Annotated in this window: 17 protein-coding genes; 2 read left to right on the top strand and 15 right to left on the bottom strand. The window is 54.3% G+C overall.

The window, feature by feature from the left end; genetic code table 11:
* Nucleotides 1–94 precede the first annotated feature (94 nt).
* Nucleotides 95–541: a GatB/YqeY domain-containing protein gene (locus B9L21_RS03485; RefSeq protein WP_063165232.1), complete on the bottom strand. Its 447-nt coding sequence runs from the start codon at nt 539–541 to the stop codon at nt 95–97.
* 29 nt (nt 542–570) lie between these two features.
* Entirely contained in the window at nt 571–744 is a 174-nt protein-coding gene (gene rpsU / locus B9L21_RS03480) for a 30S ribosomal protein S21 (protein ID WP_008879912.1), read from the bottom strand.
* A 238-nt stretch (nt 745–982) separates the two neighbouring features.
* Here rpsU and B9L21_RS03475 point away from each other — a divergent pair, with 238 nt between their 5' ends.
* The gene (locus B9L21_RS03475) at nt 983–1,864 is read left to right on the top strand and encodes a Na/Pi symporter (RefSeq protein ID WP_413229267.1); all 882 of its coding nucleotides are present in this window, start codon (nt 983–985) and stop codon (nt 1,862–1,864) included.
* On the opposite strand, the gene deoC is transcribed toward B9L21_RS03475, so the two are convergent.
* From deoC to gpr, 13 genes are all read right to left on the bottom strand, one after another.
* Entirely contained in the window at nt 1,861–2,532 is a 672-nt protein-coding gene (gene deoC / locus B9L21_RS03470) for a deoxyribose-phosphate aldolase (RefSeq protein WP_063165230.1), read from the bottom strand. The genes B9L21_RS03475 and deoC overlap by 4 nt on opposite strands.
* A gap of 300 nt (nt 2,533–2,832) precedes the next feature.
* Nucleotides 2,833–4,182, bottom strand: coding sequence for a tRNA (N(6)-L-threonylcarbamoyladenosine(37)-C(2))-methylthiotransferase MtaB (gene mtaB / locus B9L21_RS03465; RefSeq protein ID WP_063165229.1), 1,350 nt, complete (start codon nt 4,180–4,182; stop codon nt 2,833–2,835).
* Nucleotides 4,183–4,254: 72 nt separating this feature from the next.
* Nucleotides 4,255–5,031, bottom strand: coding sequence for a 16S rRNA (uracil(1498)-N(3))-methyltransferase (locus tag B9L21_RS03460; RefSeq protein WP_063165228.1), 777 nt, complete (start codon nt 5,029–5,031; stop codon nt 4,255–4,257).
* Between the two features lie 18 nt (nt 5,032–5,049).
* A complete protein-coding gene (prmA, locus tag B9L21_RS03455; protein WP_063165227.1) occupies nt 5,050–5,988 on the bottom strand; it encodes a 50S ribosomal protein L11 methyltransferase in 939 nt (312 codons plus the stop codon).
* 5 nt (nt 5,989–5,993) lie between these two features.
* Nucleotides 5,994–7,139 carry a molecular chaperone DnaJ gene (dnaJ, locus tag B9L21_RS03450; RefSeq protein ID WP_063165226.1) on the bottom strand — a complete coding sequence of 382 codons (1,146 nt, stop codon included), beginning with the start codon at nt 7,137–7,139 and terminating at the stop codon, nt 5,994–5,996.
* 129 nt (nt 7,140–7,268) lie between these two features.
* Nucleotides 7,269–9,074, bottom strand: a complete 1,806-nt coding sequence (gene dnaK, locus B9L21_RS03445; protein ID WP_063165225.1) for a molecular chaperone DnaK — start codon at nt 9,072–9,074, stop codon at nt 7,269–7,271.
* Nucleotides 9,075–9,096: 22 nt separating this feature from the next.
* The gene (grpE, locus tag B9L21_RS03440) at nt 9,097–9,771 is read right to left on the bottom strand and encodes a nucleotide exchange factor GrpE (protein ID WP_063165224.1); all 675 of its coding nucleotides are present in this window, start codon (nt 9,769–9,771) and stop codon (nt 9,097–9,099) included.
* Nucleotides 9,772–9,866: 95 nt separating this feature from the next.
* Entirely contained in the window at nt 9,867–10,901 is a 1,035-nt protein-coding gene (gene hrcA, locus B9L21_RS03435) for a heat-inducible transcriptional repressor HrcA (RefSeq protein ID WP_063165223.1), read from the bottom strand.
* 83 nt (nt 10,902–10,984) lie between these two features.
* Complete coding sequence (gene hemW / locus B9L21_RS03430) at nt 10,985–12,124, bottom strand: radical SAM family heme chaperone HemW (protein WP_063165222.1); 1,140 nt, start codon at nt 12,122–12,124, stop codon at nt 10,985–10,987.
* A 127-nt stretch (nt 12,125–12,251) separates the two neighbouring features.
* A complete protein-coding gene (lepA, locus tag B9L21_RS03425; protein ID WP_063165221.1) occupies nt 12,252–14,081 on the bottom strand; it encodes a translation elongation factor 4 in 1,830 nt (609 codons plus the stop codon).
* 153 nt (nt 14,082–14,234) lie between these two features.
* Nucleotides 14,235–14,573: a DUF3679 domain-containing protein gene (locus B9L21_RS03420; protein ID WP_063165220.1), complete on the bottom strand. Its 339-nt coding sequence runs from the start codon at nt 14,571–14,573 to the stop codon at nt 14,235–14,237.
* A 13-nt stretch (nt 14,574–14,586) separates the two neighbouring features.
* Nucleotides 14,587–15,786, bottom strand: coding sequence for a stage II sporulation protein P (gene spoIIP, locus B9L21_RS03415; protein WP_063165219.1), 1,200 nt, complete (start codon nt 15,784–15,786; stop codon nt 14,587–14,589).
* A gap of 74 nt (nt 15,787–15,860) precedes the next feature.
* Complete coding sequence (gene gpr, locus B9L21_RS03410) at nt 15,861–16,979, bottom strand: GPR endopeptidase (RefSeq protein ID WP_063165218.1); 1,119 nt, start codon at nt 16,977–16,979, stop codon at nt 15,861–15,863.
* 182 nt (nt 16,980–17,161) lie between these two features.
* Here gpr and rpsT point away from each other — a divergent pair, with 182 nt between their 5' ends.
* Nucleotides 17,162–17,431, top strand: a complete 270-nt coding sequence (rpsT, locus tag B9L21_RS03405; RefSeq protein ID WP_008879927.1) for a 30S ribosomal protein S20 — start codon at nt 17,162–17,164, stop codon at nt 17,429–17,431.
* The last annotated feature ends 40 nt before the right edge of the window (nt 17,432–17,471 follow it).

The following is a 17,471-nucleotide window of genomic DNA, read 5'->3' as shown; positions in this document are numbered from 1 at the left end:
ACCCCCTTTCATCTCATATGTATGAGACAAAAGGGGGTTCTAGCACCGCTTTTCAAAAACAACGGGCCCGCCTGCCGGCAAGGCCCATTGCGTTTTATGAAAGCTGCTGTTGGACAAGTTTATTGACGAGCGAACCGTCCGCTTTTCCTTTCACTTTCGGCATGATTGCACCCATCACTTTTCCCATATCCGCCTTCGAAGAAGCGCCGACTTCCTTGATCGTCTGTTGGATCAGTTCGCGCAGCTCGTCCTCCGTCAGCGGTTGAGGCATATACGACTGAACGATGTTAATTTCGGTTTTCGTTTTTTCGACAAGATCTGAACGGCCAGCGTTTTCAAATTCTTGGAGGGAGTCTTTACGCTGCTTCAGTTCGCGAGAAAGAACCGTCAGCTCTTCGTCTTCTGACAGCGGGCTTTTGCCGAGCTTGATCGCTTCGTTTTGCAGCGCCGCCTTCAGCATGCGGAGAACGGACAGCTTTTCTTTCTCCTTGTTTTTCATCGCCTGCTTCATATCGTCATTCAAACGATCAAGAAGACTCACCGATTATACACCCTCTTTAATGCGTGCTCTTAGTGCTTGCGCTTTCTAGCCGCTTCAGATTTTTTCTTCCGTCTGACGCTTGGCTTTTCATAAAATTCGCGCTTTCTCACTTCTTGCAAAGTACCGGTTTTCGAAACGGCACGTTTAAAGCGACGAAGAGCGTCGTCGATCGACTCATTTTTGCGAACGATCGTTTTGGACATCCTGCTTCCCTCCCTCCGAACAACAACCATTGCATATTGTACTTGTCAATTATAATACATGCCGATGGAAAAGGTCAATAAAAAAAGCATAGCGGCGCTCGCGCCGTTCAGCCCCACTTCCTAAAAAAACGGTCATTCTCCGCGGACAAGGCCCATACATATAGGATGAAAGGGGAGATCGCCCGTGGGGCCTCTTTTGGTGCTGTTTGCCATTTACACTGCCGTTTTCCTTATCGGTATGTTCATGATGAAAGCCGGGTTTTACACCTTATCCGGCCATCGGCTGAAGCGATGGCTCATGCGCTTTACCGCCACGCCAGGGCAAGCGTTTCTCGCCGGATTCGCGACGACCGCGCTTGTGCAAAGCAGCTCCGCGGTAATGGTGATGACCGTCGGCCTCGTCGCCACCGGCTATTTATCGTTCCGTCAATCGATCGGCATCATTTTAGGTAGCAATATCGGCTCAACGATCACAACCGAACTCATGACGCTCGATATCGGCGACGGCGCCATTCCCCTTCTTGTTGGCGGCGCGCTCCTTGTCTTTATCGGGCGCCGCCGCCTCATTTACAGCATCGGGATGATCGCCGTCGGCCTGGCCGCTTTGTTGTTTGCCATGGACGGCTTCAGCAGCCTCGCTAAGCCGCTCGCCGCCTATCCGCTCGTTGACGCTTGGTTGCACCAGACAAACCATTCCACAGCGGTCGGCCTTCTTGTCGGCATCGTCTTGACCGCTCTTGTCCATTCGAGCGCGGCGACGATCGGCATCGCCATGGGGTTTTTAAACGAACAATTGCTGACGCTGCCAGCTGCCATCGCCATTTTGCTTGGCGCCAACATCGGCACGTGCATTACCGGGCTGTTGGCGTCCATCGGCTCGAGCAAGGAAGCGCAATTAACGGCCTACACCCATTTATGGCTAAACGTCGCCGGCGTGGCCTTGTTTCTTTTTTGGACTGAAGCGCTCGCCCGCCTCGCTGTTATGCTCAGTCCGGCGCCTGACGTGCAGCTCGCCCATGTCAGCGTCTTGTTTAACGCCATTTGTTCGATCGCTGCCTTGCCGTTTGTCGGCGCCATTGAGACGGCCATGTTATTTTTGCACGCCCGCAGGCGGACTTAATAGTCAGCGCCGCCAATTCGACCGCTGACGATCGCCACCCCGGAGCTCGTCCCGATGCGCGTCGCCCCGGCTTCAATCATCGCTTCGGCCGTTTCCCGGTCGCGGACGCCGCCTGAGGCTTTGACGCCCGCTTTATCGCCGACCGTCCGGCGCATCAGCGCCACATCCTCGACCGTTGCGCCGCCGCCTGAGAATCCGGTCGACGTTTTCACGTAATCGGCGCCCGCTTTCACCGCCAATTGGCAGGCGCGCACTTTTTCTTCATCGTTCAGCAAGGCCGTTTCGATAATCACTTTCACAAGTGCTTTTCCGGCCGCCGCCTCGACGACGGCGCGAATGTCGCGCTCAACGAGCTCATCATCACCGCTTTTTAACGCGCCGATGTTGATCACCATATCGACTTCGCGGGCGCCGTTTTCAATGGCGTTATTCGTTTCAAACGCCTTTGTTTCCGGCGTTGTCGCCCCAAGCGGAAAGCCGATGACCGTGCAGACGAGAACGTCGGTGCCGGAAAGTTCGCGCGCCGCCGTTTTCACCCACGCCGGGTTGACGCACACCGAGGCGAAGCCGTGTTGTTTCGCTTCGCGGCACAGTTGAATGATTTGTTCTTCCGTCGCTTCTGGTTTAAGCAGCGTATGATCGATCATTTTCGCCATATTCTCCGTCATGGAACATCGCTCCTTTCTCCTGCTACTGCAAAAAATGAAAGGTCTGACGTCTACCATCATACCATGTCGTTGCCAGAAAAACTAGCCGCCATCCCTATAGTCTCCCATTTCATCTTCCGGCGAGCTTGTCAACCTGCCCGAGAGAAATGGACGGAAAAAGATCCATGGGCGGCGGTCTGCCCTCCGCCCATGGATGAACATCACCGCCTGCGGGCACGGGATTTTTACGAAAAACAAAAACCCAGCCTAAAGGCTGGGAGGTATGAGGCGGACGCGCTTAGCCTAAATCGGCCATTGGGATTATGAACTTAATTTCACCGATCGAACGGCCTCATCCGGCACGACGCGGACAAACTCGCCTTCGTTATACGGATAGCCGGGCTTTGTGATTTTCACTTTGACAAGCTCGCCGATCATCTCTTCCGCCGCCGGAAAGCGCACTTTCAAATAGTTATCCGTATAGCCAATATACATTCCCGGCTCTTCTTTGTCGCGCTCTTCCGGAATGACTTCGAGCACTTGTCCTTCGAACCGGGAGGCGTATTCTTTCGCCAGCTGGTCGGAAAGGGCGATTAAGCGGCGGACGCGGTCATGTTTCGTTTCTTCATCGATTTGGTCCGGCATGCGGGCCGCCGGCGTGCCGGTCCGTTTCGAATACGGAAAGACGTGCAGCTCAGAGAACCGCTGTTCGCGGATAAAGTGATACGTCTCCATAAATTCGTCCTCCGTTTCGCCCGGGAAGCCGACGATGACATCGGACGTCACCGCCAGCTCCGGGAACACTTCGCGCAGCCGGGCGAGCCGCTCCGCAAAAAATTCAACCGTATATTTGCGGCGCATCCGCTTGAGCACCGTGTTCGACCCCGACTGGAGCGGAATGTGCAAATGGCGGACGATTTTATCCGACCGCTTGAGGACGTCGATCACTTCATCAGTAATTTGGCTCGCTTCGATCGACGAGATGCGGATCCGTTTCAGCCCTGGCACTTGCTCGTCCAAATCGCGCAAAAGCGCAGCAAAATTATAATCTTTCAGATCGGTGCCATAGCCGCCCGTATGAATGCCGGTCAACACGATTTCCTTATAGCCGGCGGCGACAAGCTGGCGCGCTTGGCGGATAATTTCTTGCGGATCACGCGAACGCATCAAGCCGCGCGCCCACGGAATGATGCAAAACGTGCAAAAGTTGTTGCACCCTTCTTGGATTTTGAGCGATGCCCGCGTCCGATCGGTGAACGCCGGCACGTCCATCTCCTCGAACACGCGCGTTTTCATAATGTTATGGACAGCGTTGATCGGCTGCCGTTCGCGCTGAAACTGCTCGACATAGTCTAAAATTTTATGCCGGTCTTGCGTGCCGATAACAATATCTACACCAGGAATCGCCATCACTTCGGCCGGCGATGTTTGCGCATAACAGCCCGTCACGCAGACGACGGCGTCCGGATTGCGGCGCACCGCGCGGCGGATGACTTGACGGCTTTTTTTGTCGCCGGTGTTCGTCACCGTGCACGTGTTGATCACATACACGTCGGCGCGGCTCTCAAACTCTTTCCGTTCGTAGCCGGCCTTTTTAAACAGCTGCCAGATCGCTTCCGTCTCATAATGATTGACTTTGCAGCCTAATGTATGGAAAGCCACTGTTGGCATGTTCTTCACCTCACTCTGCACCCCCGCTTCCCATCAGCGGGGGATCGATGTTTTATAATCAGCAACCGATTGTTACTCTCGTTTCGCTTCGCGGCCTGACGCACAAAGCTCCCATTCGTACGAAGCGGCGGCAAGCAAATAAAGCGGCGCCGTTTCCGTCCGCAAAATGCGCGGGCCGAGGCTGCACGGCAAAAAGCCGCTTTGCTTGAGCTGTTGTGCCTCTTCACGGCTGAACCCGCCTTCCGGCCCAAAGACGGCTAAAAGCGAGCCGCCGGGCTGAAGGCGGGCGAGAAGCGACGGGAGCGCCTTATGCCGCTTCCCTCGCGCTTCTTCTTCATAGGCAAACAGCCGGCAATCGACCGTTGCGCCAAAGGCGACGAGCTCATCAAAGGAAAGCGGCGCCCGCACGTCCGGCAGCGACGTGCGTTCCGCCTGTTCGGCCGCCTCTTTCGCAATTTTTTTCCAACGTTCTACTTTTTTCTCTGCTTTTTTGGCATCCCATTTAACGACCGAACGGGCAGCCGTAAACGGAAGAAAGCCGGCGGCGCCAAGCTCGGTTCCTTTTTGGATGACGAGCTCCCATTTTTCGCCTTTTGGCAGCCCCTGGGCGATATAAATGCGCACCGGCAATTCGCGCCCCTCTTCCTTCCATTGTACAATACGGGCGCATACTTGCTCATTGGCAATTTGTTCAATTTCACACACCGCCATGCGCCCGTCCGGGAACACGCAAACAATGGCGTCTTTCGGCTTCATGCGCATGACGCGGGCGATATGATGGGCGTCGCCGCCGCTGATGACGACGTTTTCGCCTTGACGCTCCCGGTCGGAAACGAAGTAACGCTGCACGAAACATCCCTTCTTTGCCTACGGTTTGATGGCGACAAACGCCACCCAATCTTCCATCACATCGATTTCTTCAATGACAAATCCAGCGGCGAGCAGACCGTCTTTGACGTCTTGCTTTTTCGCCTGAATGATGCCGGACGTGATAAAGCGGCCGCCCGGCTTCAACAGTCGGTAGGCGTCAGCCGTAAAGCGCAAAATGATTTCGGCCAAAATGTTGGCGACGATCACATCAGCTTGTTCGTCAAGATGGTCAAGCAAATTGTTTTGCGCGACCGTGACCACGTGCTGCACTTTATTGAGCTTGATGTTCAGCCGCGCGCTGTCGACCGCCACCGGATCCAAGTCAAGCGCTCGCACCGAACGGGCGCCGAGCATGGCGGCGGCGATGCTTAAAATGCCGGAGCCGGTGCCAACATCAATGACCTCGTCGCCAGGGCGCACGTATTTTTCAAGCGCCTGCAGGCACATGACCGTCGTCGGATGGGTGCCGGTGCCAAACGCCATGCCCGGATCCATTTCGATGATCAGCTCATCGTCGGAGGCCGGTTCATACGTTTCCCATGTCGGCACAATTGTAAATTTTTCCGATACTTTCACCGGATGGTAATGCTTTTTCCACGCCGTCGCCCATTCTTCCTCATTCACTTCGCTCAACGTAATTTTATTTTTGCCAAGGTCAATATCGTACAGCCATAAATTGTTAATTGCCTGCTTAATTTGTTCCACCGTTTCGCCAAGAAAACTATTGACCGGCAAATACGCCTTAATGATGACCCCTTCTTCCGGGTAATCGTCCGGATTGAGCTCGACGATTTCGCCATACCAGTCGTCGCGGTCTTTGACAAGGTCGTACGGGTCTTCGATGACAACGCCTCCGGCGCCCGCCTCATGCAAAATGTTCGAAATCGCCTCGACCGCCTCGTGCGTCGTATGAATGCTGATTTCTGACCATTTCATCGCGCTCACGCTTCTCCTTTAAACGCCTTTTTTACTTTTTCAAAAAAACGACCGTGCGGCCCGTCGTGCATCGTGTCTCCACCGAGCCGGTCAAACTCGCGCAGCAGCTGCTTTTGTTTTTCCGTCAGCTTCGTCGGCGTCACGACGCGGACGATGACGTGCTGGTCGCCTCGGCCATAGCCGCGCACGTTCGGCACTCCTTTTCCTTTTAAGCGAAAGCGCGTGCCCGTTTGCGTGCCGGCCGGGATTTTCAGCTTTACATCGCCGTGGAGCGTCGGCACTTCAATTTCATCACCGAGCGCCGCCTGGGCGAATGAAAGCGGCACTTCACAATAAATATCATCGCCGTCGCGCTTGAAAAACTCATGCGGTTCGACGCGGAAAATGATATACAAATCCCCCGGCGGCCCGCCGTTTACGCCCGGTTCCCCTTTGCCGGCGACGCGCAGCTGCTGGCCATCATCGACGCCAGCCGGAATTTTGACATGAATTTTTTTTCGCTGTTTGACGCGCCCGGTGCCGCCGCACGTCGGGCATTTTTCCGGGATGTAGCGGCCCGTGCCGCCGCAAACCGGGCACGTCCGGCGGTTGACGATGCGGCCAAACGGCGTCGTCTGTTCGCTCGTCACTTGTCCGCTGCCGTGGCAATGCGGGCACGATTGCGGGCTTGTGCCTGGCTTCGCCCCGCTGCCTTGGCACGTAGCGCACGTTTCTTCATGCGGAACTTCAATTTCCGTTTCTTTTCCGAACGCCGCTTCCTCAAACGTGAGCGTCATCATATATTCCACGTCGGCCCCTTTGCGCGGCCCGCTTGCCCGCCGGCGCGGACCGCCGCCGAAAAACGTCTCAAAAATATCTTCAAAGCCGCCAAAGCCGCTGAATCCACCAAAGTCAAACCCGCCCCCTTGGAATCCGCCGCCGAACGCCTCGTTCGGGTCGGCGTGGCCAAACCGGTCGTAGCGGGCCCGTTTTTCGTCATCACTTAACACTTCATACGCTTCTTTAATCTCTTTAAACTTCTCGGCGGCGTCCGGCGCTTTGTTAATGTCTGGATGATACTGCTTCGAAAGCTTTCGATACGCTTTTTTAATCTCGTCTTTCGTCGCGTTTTTACTGACGCCGAGAACTTCATAGTAATCGCGCTTCGCCATCGTTGATCATCCACTCCCGATTCACTCACATAAAGGTTATTTTATCATTTCCCTTTGTTTTATGACAATATGTGAATGCTAGAAAAAAAGTCAAAGCCAAGGCAGGCCTGACTTTGACTTTTCCCTCCATTATTTATCGTCATTGACTTCTTCAAATTCCGCATCGACTACGTTGTCTTTATCGGCCGCGCCGGCTTGCGCCTGTTGCGCCGCTTGTTCATACAGCTTGATCGACAGCTGCTGCACCGCCTCTTGCAGCGCCTCTTTTTTCTTGCGGATGTCATCGAGATCGTTTTTCTCAAGCGCTGCTTTCAAGGCGTCTTTTGCTTCTTGCGCTTTTTTGATTTCATCGGCGCTCACTTTTCCTTCGAGCTCTTTCACCATTTTTTCCGTTGTAAAGATGAGCTGGTCGGCTTCATTGCGCAACTCGGCCGCTTCTTTCCGCTTCCGGTCGGCTTCAGCGTTTTCTTCCGCCTCTTTGATCATGCGCTGAATTTCCTCTTCCGACAAGCCGGATGACGACTTGATCGTAATCGATTGCTCTTTGTTCGTTCCTAAATCTTTGGCGCGCACATGAACGATGCCGTTAGCGTCGATATCGAACGTCACCTCAATTTGCGGCACGCCGCGCGGCGCCGGCGGGATGCCGGTCAGCTGGAAGCGGCCAAGCGTTTTGTTGTCGGCCGCCATCGGACGCTCCCCTTGCAAGACGTGGATGTCAACCGTTGTTTGGTTGTCGGCTGCCGTTGTGAACACTTGCGATTTGCTCGTCGGAATCGTCGTATTCCGCTCGATCAATTTCGTAAACACGCCGCCCATCGTTTCAATGCCGAGCGACAGCGGGGTGACGTCAAGCAGAACGACATCTTTGACCTCGCCGGCGATGACCCCGCCTTGGATCGCCGCACCGATGGCCACAACTTCATCCGGGTTGACGCCTTTGTGCGGCTCTTTGCCAAGCTCGCGCTTAATCGCTTCTTGCACGGCCGGAATGCGCGTCGAGCCGCCGACCAAAATGACTTTATCGATATCCGCAGGCGTCAAGCCGGCATCTTGCAGCGCCTGGCGGACCGGTCCCATCGTGCGCTCAACAAGGTGGGCGGACAGCTCTTCAAACTTCGCCCGCGTGAGCGTCGTCTCAAGGTGGAGCGGGCCGTTTTCGTTCGCGCTGATAAACGGCAGCGAAATTTGCGTCTGCGTGACGCCGGACAGTTCTTTTTTCGCTTTTTCGGCTGCATCTTTTAAGCGCTGGAGCGCCATTTTGTCTTTGGACAAGTCGATGCCGTGCTCTTGCTTAAACTGGCTGACTAAATAGTCGATAATGACTTGGTCGAAGTCGTCGCCGCCTAAATGGTTGTCACCGGCGGTCGCCTTCACTTCAAAGACGCCGTCGCCAAGCTCCAAAATCGAAACGTCAAACGTTCCGCCCCCCAGGTCATAGACGAGAATCGTTTGGTCCTCTTCTTTGTCAAGGCCGTAAGCGAGCGCTGCCGCCGTCGGTTCGTTGATGATGCGCTCCACTTCCAGGCCGGCGATCCGTCCGGCGTCTTTCGTCGCCTGGCGCTGTGCATCGTTGAAATACGCCGGCACGGTGATGACGGCGCGCGTCACCGGCTCGCCCAAATAGTCTTCGGCGTACGATTTCAAGTATTGCAAAATGATCGCTGAAATTTCTTGCGGGGTATATTGCTTCCCTTCAATCTCGACTTTGTAATCCGTCCCCATATGGCGCTTGATCGAGATGATCGTATTCGGATTCGTGATCGCTTGCCGTTTGGCGACCTCGCCGACTAAGCGCTCACCGTTTTTAAACGCCACAACCGACGGGGTCGTGCGGTTTCCTTCCGGGTTGGGAATGACTTTCGCTTCGCCGCCTTCCAACACGGCGACGCAAGAGTTCGTCGTTCCTAAGTCAATGCCGATAATTTTGCTCATCGCTCATCACCCTCCGTTTCCATTATTGGCTTACTTTGACCATGGCGGGACGGAGAACGCGGTCTTTTAGTTTATAGCCTTTTTGCAGCTCCTCTACGACCGTATTCGGCTCATAGCCGCCTTCATCCGTCTGCATCACCGCTTGGTGCAAATGGGGGTCAAACGGCTTGCCGACCGCGTCAATCACCTCGACGCCTTCCTTTCTCAACGCGTCAAGAAGCGCTCGGTACACCATTTCCATCCCTTGCAAAATCGATTTTGCTTGTTCGTTTTCCGTCTCTATTTTCAACGCGCGCTCAAAGTTGTCAAGCACCGGAAGCAGATCGCTCGCCAAACTTTGGGCGCGGTATTTTTCAGCCGCTTCCATCTCTTGGCGCGCCCGGCGGCGGAAGTTCTCAAAATCGGCGTACAAGCGGAGATAGCGGTGTTCCGTCTCGGCCAGTTTCGCTTCCAGTTCGGCGACTTTCGCCTTGGCTTTGGCCAGCTCTTCGGCCTCAGCCGATGTTTCGCCGCTAGAATCAGCTGTCGTAGAAGCTGCCTCCGGATTCTCGCCGGCTTGTGCATCCGCATGCTCTGAAACGGCGCCAACTGTTTCATCTTCCGGCTGCGAACCCGCCTCTTCCGCCGAAACCGGCTGTTCTGTTTCCAGCTCATTGTATGTAGCTTGTTCAGCCGCTTGTTTTTCTCCTTGTTCCATTGCCTTCACCTCCCGATCAGGGGTCGCGATTTATGTATCAATGGCCACAAGGAAAGGATGGACGAACATCCATCCGTTAACCAATATGGCCATTCTTACTGATTTTGATACCATTTTGCCAACGCAGCCGACAAATCAGAGGCGACGCGGTTTAACACGGTGATGACGCGCGAATACTCCATGCGCGTCGGACCGAGAATAGCGATCGTCCCGAGCGGTTCATCGCCGACCGAATACGTGGCCGTAATCAAACTGCAGTTTTCCATGCCGCTCAGCTCGTTTTCCCGCCCGATCGACACTTGCACTCCTTTTTGATTTTGCTTGCGGAGCAGGCGATAAATGTCCTTTTCTTGCTCGATGATATTCAAAAGCGGGCGCACTTTTTGAATGTCGCTAAATTCCGGCTGGTTGAGCATATTCGCCTTGCCGGCAAAAAACATCCTTTCCTCTTCAGGGATGTCAAGCGTGTCGATCAGTGTATTGAGTATGCTGTCGTAGTTGTGAATATGCCGGCGCAGCACGTCGGCTACTTCCGTCTCGATTTTTTCTTTTAAATCGATGAGCGGAACGCCGTTCAGCCGGTCGTTTAAAATATTGACCATCTTTTCAAGATCACCGGCATTGATCGTTGCCGGGACTGTAACGACGCGGTTTTCAACGTGGCCGGTGTCCGTCACGACGATGGCGACGGCCGTCTGTTCGTTGAGCGGAACGATCTGCATCCGCTTCAGCTTGCTTTCCTTAAACGCCGGACCGAGGGCGATCGACGTGTAGTTCGTTAAATCGGATACAATTTGCGCCGACTTTTGCACCAGTTTCTCAAGTTCGTAGATGCGCTCGGCGAACACGGAGCGGATTTTTTGGATATCCGCCCTTGTCAGCCGCTGCGGCGGCAGTAAATGGTCGACGTAATAGCGATACCCTTTTTCCGATGGCACGCGACCCGAAGAAATGTGCGTTTTTTCAATATAACCTAGCTCTTCCAAATCCGCCATTTCGTTGCGAATCGTCGCTGAACTGAACGTGATTTGGTGCTTTTTTGATAACGTCCGCGAACCGACAGGCTGCCCGGAACGAATGAAGTCGTCAATAATCACCTGCAAAATCAACAGTTGGCGGTCCGTTAACACGTTTCTCACCTCTGTTAGCACTCAAACAATTTGAGTGCTAAATCTACTATTAGGGTAGCAAATCGCCCGGCAAATGTCAATGTTTACATTTCGCCGAGGAAGGCGGCGAACACTTCATTGCCGAGCAGCTTGCCGCGTTTTGTCAAGCGGACGTGGGTCGCCGTCTCCTCGAGGCGCCCGCGCTCGACTTCGCGGCGGATGGCCTCGCCAAACACGTCGTCCATCTCGCGGCCGAACTTTTGCCGGAAGCGGACTTTGGATACTCCTTCCGTCTTGCGCAGCCCTAAAAACATTTCCTCCTCCATCTGTTCGCGCACAGTCAGCCGGTGCACGTCGCGATGCGGCCATTCGCCGCGTTCCACCTTCTCGATGTAATGGCGAACCGGCCCGATGTTAGCGCGCCGCACGCCAGCAACATAACTGTGCGCCCCGGCGCCGATGCCGTAATACTCTTCGTTGTTCCAATAGGCGAAATTATGCCGGCTTTCAAATCCAGGGAACGCATAGTTGCTAATCTCGTATTGCCGATAGCCATAGGCGGCCGTTCGTTCCATCACCGCTTCATACATCACCGTCTCCGCTTCCTCTCCCGGGAGGCGAAGCCGGCCTTTCCGCCATTCGTTGTAAAAAATCGTTCTCGGCTCAAGGATCAAAGAGTAGGCGGAAAGATGCGGCACATGGAGCGAAAACGCGGTTTCCAAATCGGCAAGAAACTGCTCAACCGTCTGCCCCGGCAAGCCGTACATAAGATCGAGGCTGATGTTTTTAAAGCCGGCCTCCCTTGCCATCGCCACCGCCCGCTCAGCATCATTGCGCCGATGGGTGCGGCCGATCGCTTGAAGAAGCCCATCATCGAACGTCTGGACGCCGATGCTCAGCCGGTTTACCCCACCATCGCGCAAAATGGCGAGCTTCTCTTTCGTCAGCCCGTCCGGATTGGCCTCGACTGTAAATTCGGCCGCTTGCGGGTCAAACTGAAAATGGTTGTGGATGCTCGCTAACAGACGGCCGAGCTGCGCCGGCTCGAGCACTGTCGGTGTGCCCCCGCCGATAAACAGCGTCTTCAGTTGGCGGCCGAACTCGGCCGCTGTCCGCGCCATTTCCTTGTCCATCGCCCGCAAATAGGCGTCGATCGGCTGGCCGGCCGCAAACACTTTATTAAAATCGCAATAATGGCAAATCTGGGCGCAAAACGGAATGTGAAAATACGCTGATATTGCCATGACTCTCCTCCTTTCGGCCGCAGCCCGACTGCCGGCGCAAAGCGGCGCACGGCGCCTTACGTCCTGCCGCCGGCACCCCATCGCGGCAAACAAACAAGGCCATCCCCGGAGGAGACAGCCCTGCCCATCATTTTTTCTGGTCGTCGATTTTCAAGACAGCCATAAACGCTTCTTGCGGCACTTCGACCGAACCGATTTGCTTCATCCGTTTCTTTCCTTCTTTTTGCTTCTCAAGCAGCTTTCGTTTCCGCGACACGTCGCCGCCGTAACATTTGGCGAGCACGTTTTTACGCAGCGCCTTGATCGTCGAGCGGGCGATGATTTTATTGCCGATCGCCGCCTGCACCGGCACTTCAAACTGCTGGCGCGGGATTAAATCTTTCAGCTTCTCGACGATCACTTTGCCGCGCTCGTAGGCGGAATCGCGATGAACGATAAACGATAAAGCATCGATTTTTTCGCCATTCAACAAAATATCCATCTTGACGAGATTGGACGGCCGATAGCCGATCAATTCATAGTCAAACGACGCGTACCCTTTCGTGTTCGATTTTAAGGCGTCGAAAAAGTCATACACGATTTCCGACAGCGGAATATCGTAAATCAACATCACCCGTTTTTCGTCTAAATATTGCATATCGACAAACGTGCCGCGCTTCCCTTGGCACAGCTCCATCACCGGCCCAACGTAGTCGTTCGGCACCATGATCGTCGCTTTCACATACGGCTCTTCGATGCGGTCGATTTTTTGCGGATCGGGCATGTTCGTCGGGTTGTCGACGGCGACTTCCGTTCCGTCCGTCAAATATACTTTGTAGACGACGCTCGGCGCCGTTGTAATTAAATCGATATGAAACTCGCGCTCGATCCGCTCTTGGATAATCTCCATATGGAGCAAACCGAGAAACCCGCAACGAAAACCGAACCCGAGCGCCTGCGACGTTTCCGGCTCAAAGTGGAGCGCCGCATCGTTCAGCTGCAGCTTTTCTAGCGCTTCGCGCAAGTCGTTGTAGCGCGCCGTATCGATCGGGTACATGCCGCAAAACACCATCGGGTTGAGCTTCCGGTAGCCGGGGAGCGGCTCGGCGGCCGGCCGTTCGGCATCGGTGATCGTATCGCCGACGCGCGTATCTTTTACGTTTTTGATCGACGCGGTCAAATAGCCGACATCGCCGACCGTCAGTTCGTCGACAATTTTTTGTTTTGGCGTGAACACGCCGACTTCGGTCACTTCAAACTCTTTGCCGGTCGACATCATTTTAATGCGCTGGCCCGGCTTGACCGTTCCATCAACGATGCGGACATAAGCGACGACGCCGCGGTACGGATCATAAAGCGAATCGAAAATAAGCGCCTTTAGCGGCGCGTCCGGATCGCCTGACGGGGCCGGAATCTTTTCCACGATTTGCTCTAAAATGTCCTCGATGCCGATGCCGACTTTCGCGGAGGCGAGCACCGCCTCGGAGGCGTCGAGGCCGATGACATCCTCAATTTCTTGGCGGACGCGCTCCGGCTCGGCGCTTGGCAAATCGATTTTATTAATAACCGGCAAAATCTCCAAGTTGTTGTCAATGGCCAAATATACGTTCGCGAGCGTCTGCGCTTCAATGCCTTGGGCGGCATCGACGACTAAAATCGCTCCTTCGCAGGCAGCGAGGCTGCGCGACACCTCATACGTAAAATCGACGTGGCCCGGCGTATCGATCAAATGGAAAATATACTCTTCCCCATTTTTCGCTTTATATGTCAACTGGACCGCATTCAATTTAATCGTGATGCCGCGCTCGCGCTCAAGATCCATCATATCCAGCGTCTGTTCGCGCAGCTCGCGCTCTGACAGCGCGCCCGTTTTTTCTAAAATGCGGTCCGCAAGCGTCGATTTTCCGTGGTCAATGTGGGCGATAATCGAAAAATTGCGAATCCGTTCTTGTCGTTTCAACCGTTCTTCCCGGTTCATTGTCTCTCACTCCTGCTTCTTCGCAAAACTACACTAGCTTTGATTATAGCAACAGTGCGAAGAAGATTCAATGACCAAGACAAAAACAAAAAAGCCGCCATACGTGGCGGGGCAACGAGCTTTTTTTGATCCGTCCGGAAATCGGCGAACCGGCTAACTAAACACGCGGCCGACGAGCGAAAGCAACGTTTCCATGAACGCCGTCGCCGCGTCAGCAAACTGCCGGCCGAGTTCAGAAAAGAGATTGAACGTTTTTAACTCTTGAATCGTTTCCTGTTTTTCCTGCAAATCACTCGCTGTCACCGTCTGTCCGAACACCGCCGCTTCAAGCTCTCCGTTCCCATTTTTCTCGATCTGAATAACGGACGGAAACGACGGGTCGGCATAGCCGCGCATCCGTTCCATGCCGTGATGCGCCTGCTGCATGCCAAACAGCACACCGAAAAAAAGGAGAAAGAGCGCTGCACTAAACCGAATGAACCATCTTGCCATATACGACGCCCCTTTACTTTTTCTCTGCCGGAGCCGGCGCCTCGACTTTTTCCGCCTGCCAATAATATTCGCTGAACACATCGGCAAACGCCGCCGCCGAACGGAACAGCTCGGCAAACGTATTATCGACGCCGCCAAATTCCACTAAAATCGCGTTCCCGGATAAATCTTGATTAAACTTTCCGTCCGTTCCCGCCCCTTGCTTCTTAATGACTCCGCGGCTTAGCCCCGGGTATTTTTTTTGCAGCAAATGATGAAGCTCCGTCGCCAGCTGCAAGTTTTTCTCGTATTCCGCGTTCTCGCCGCCGACAATAAACGCCACACGTGCATAATCGACGCCATTGATCGTCGTCGTCGTATGCTTCCGCCGATGCGCATCGCGGTGAATATCGATGAAATATTGCAAGTCACGGTTTTGCTTCATTGCCGCGACGACCGTTTGCCGCGACATATCGTACGCCTGGCCGTATTTCATCCCTTTTTTCAACAGCTCGGCTTCAATATCGGTTTTGTTAATTTGCGCGCCAATTCCCCGCTTCTCTAATTCTTCCATTAGTTTTTCGCCGACTTTCGTCACGTTTACGCTTTGGTGAAACGCCAAATCCGGATCGGTCACGCCTTTTAAGGCCGGCAAATACGACTCGCGCGTATGTGTATGGTAAATGTAGACGACTTCTCTTCCTCCCGTTGTCTGCGCCGGCGGCGGGAGCGGCTTTTCGTCTTGGTTTTGCTCCGCTTGTTCCAGCTCCTCCACTGACGCTTGCCGCTCAGCGAGCATCACCTCAAGCGGCGGCGCCGATTCATACGGAATGTTCGTGTAATCCGTCCCTTCGCCGGCGATCAAAATTTTGCTGTCATATAAGGCAAAGCCCGGCAGCTCGCTGCCGAGCAGGCTGCGCGGGTCATCGGGATTGATGCTTGTCGCCAGGCGGAACAACAGCGACGAGTAATTCGTCTGTTGCCGCTCCTTCGGCAGCAGCTGGGCAAAATAACGGTTTTCAAGCCCGAACAGGCGAATGAACGTTTCTTCCGGAAAATGGGCCGCCATATCGTTGAGCGACGATGACGACGGGCGGTATTCCGGACGCAGCGACGTCAGCGCTCCGACGAGCATAAACATCATCATGCATCCAACAATGACGAGCATAAACAGTTTTTTTAAGCTGGCTCCTGGAACGGTGATCACAACGTTTGGGGAGCGCCCTCGTTTCATATTCCCACCCTTTCCCGGCTTGTCTCCTCACTTTAACGTATGGCCAAGCGGGAAAAGATAGAACCGTTTTTTGCCTAATGGGTGTACGAGCCTGTATTGCCTTGATCGACTTGCCGATGCAGCGCCGCGTTCAAGCCGCCGGCCAATAAGTTCGCCATATCGCCGATAAACGAATCGACCTCCTTCGGCGTCACCATTAAGTTATGGCCGAGCGGGGCGAGCACTTCATAAATGAGGCGGCGCTTTTCTTCATCGCCGAGCGTGCCGACCATGCCGAGAAACGTCGACCGTTCTTGCGGCGACGGCATATCTTGTTCCGTCAACTTCTTTTTGCGCCCGAACGTCCAGCCGGACGGGGCGAGAGCGCTTGATGGCCGCTGTCCTTCGCGCATCTCGCGGCCGAAATGTTTTAAAATGAAGTCGATCGTGTCGCTTGTGATCGAGACGGCATCAACGACTGTCGGGACACCGATCGAAATGACCGGGATGCCGAGCGTCTCGTAGCTCAGCTCTTTCCGCTTGTTGCCAACCCCGGAACCAGGATGGATGCCGGTATCGGAAATTTGGATTGTTGCATTGACTCGTTCGATCGAGCGGGCAGCCAACGCGTCAATGACGATGACAAAATCCGGCTTCGTTTTTCGGACGACGCCGTCGATGATGTCGCTCGTCTCAATGCCGGTCGTTCCCATCACCCCCGGGGCGAGGGCGCTGACCGGCCGGAACCCTTCTTCAACGCTTTCCGGCTGCAATTGAAACAAATGGCGGGTGACGAGCACGTTTTCAACCGTCAGCGGACCAAGCGCGTCAGGGGTAACATTTTGGTTGCCGAGTCCGACGATCAGGCAGCTTGCCCCATCCGGGATGCGAAGCCGCTTAAGAAAGGCGCTGAGCTGCTCGGAAAAAATGCGCTGCACTTTTTGCTGCAATTCCGTATTTTGTTCGCGGATGCCTTGCGCTTCGATCGTCAAATAATGGCCCGGTTTTTTGCCGATCGATGCCGATCCTTGCTCTGTCACGTGCACGTGCGACAGCTTGACACCGTCGATCTCTTGATCGTGAATGATGACCCCTTCAATCGGCGAGGCGCTTTCTTTTTTTTGCTGCAAGCGCTCCTCGACCGCGATCTCATGGGCTTCGATCGCTAAGTCGGTGCGCACCGAGTACATGCGTAAATCGAGCGGCTGTTCCATATCGTTCCTCCTCGTTTATGCCGTTTTCTTTTATTGTCGCCGCAATGGGGCTTGGTCATTCATGTTTCGTAAAGGATTTTCGCTTGAATCCTCTTGCATAATCAAAACACGTTTGATAGAATAACATTTGTTCTTCCTGTTGTTCACAGCGAGAATAGGAACGGTAATGGAGGTGAACGGACGTGGCTAACATTAAATCGGCGATCAAACGCGCGAAAACGAGCGAAAAACGTCGGGCTCACAACGCCTCGATGAAATCGGCCATGCGCACGGCGATCAAAAAATTTGAAGCGCTCGTTGAGTTAAAAGACGTAGAAAAAGCGCAAGAAGCGTTCATTATCGCTTCGAAGAAGTTAGACAAAGCCGCAAGCAAAGGCCTTATCCATAAAAATGCCGCCAGCCGGCAAAAATCGCGCTTAGCGAAAAAATTAAACAGCATCCAAGCTTCCTAATGAAAAACGACCTGGCGCCAGGTCGTTTTTTGTTTCCCTA

Origin of the sequence: Geobacillus uzenensis (assembly GCF_002217665.1) — a bacterium.
GTDB classification, from domain to species: Bacteria; Bacillota; Bacilli; order Bacillales; family Anoxybacillaceae; genus Geobacillus; species Geobacillus subterraneus.
Note: the sequence above shows the minus strand (reverse complement) of the source record. Positions and strands in the feature narration are given on the sequence as shown.

Excerpts from the sequence above, each read along its gene's own strand:
- rpsU (WP_008879912.1), bottom strand. The coding sequence starts at position 744 with ATGTCCAAAACGATCGTTCGCAAAAATGAGTCGATCGACGACGCTCTT.
- B9L21_RS03475 (WP_413229267.1), top strand. The coding sequence starts at position 983 with ATGTTCATGATGAAAGCCGGGTTTTACACCTTATCCGGCCATCGGCTG.
- deoC (WP_063165230.1), bottom strand. The coding sequence starts at position 2,532 with ATGACGGAGAATATGGCGAAAATGATCGATCATACGCTGCTTAAACCA.
- mtaB (WP_063165229.1), bottom strand. The coding sequence starts at position 4,182 with ATGCCAACAGTGGCTTTCCATACATTAGGCTGCAAAGTCAATCATTAT.
- prmA (WP_063165227.1), bottom strand. The coding sequence starts at position 5,988 with ATGAAATGGTCAGAAATCAGCATTCATACGACGCACGAGGCGGTCGAG.
- dnaJ (WP_063165226.1), bottom strand. The coding sequence starts at position 7,139 with ATGGCGAAGCGCGATTACTATGAAGTTCTCGGCGTCAGTAAAAACGCG.
- dnaK (WP_063165225.1), bottom strand. The coding sequence starts at position 9,074 with ATGAGCAAAATTATCGGCATTGACTTAGGAACGACGAACTCTTGCGTC.
- grpE (WP_063165224.1), bottom strand. The coding sequence starts at position 9,771 with ATGGAACAAGGAGAAAAACAAGCGGCTGAACAAGCTACATACAATGAG.
- hemW (WP_063165222.1), bottom strand. The coding sequence starts at position 12,124 with ATGGCAATATCAGCGTATTTTCACATTCCGTTTTGCGCCCAGATTTGC.
- lepA (WP_063165221.1), bottom strand. The coding sequence starts at position 14,081 with ATGAACCGGGAAGAACGGTTGAAACGACAAGAACGGATTCGCAATTTT.
- B9L21_RS03420 (WP_063165220.1), bottom strand. The coding sequence starts at position 14,573 with ATGGCAAGATGGTTCATTCGGTTTAGTGCAGCGCTCTTTCTCCTTTTT.
- spoIIP (WP_063165219.1), bottom strand. The coding sequence starts at position 15,786 with ATGAAACGAGGGCGCTCCCCAAACGTTGTGATCACCGTTCCAGGAGCC.
- gpr (WP_063165218.1), bottom strand. The coding sequence starts at position 16,979 with ATGGAACAGCCGCTCGATTTACGCATGTACTCGGTGCGCACCGACTTA.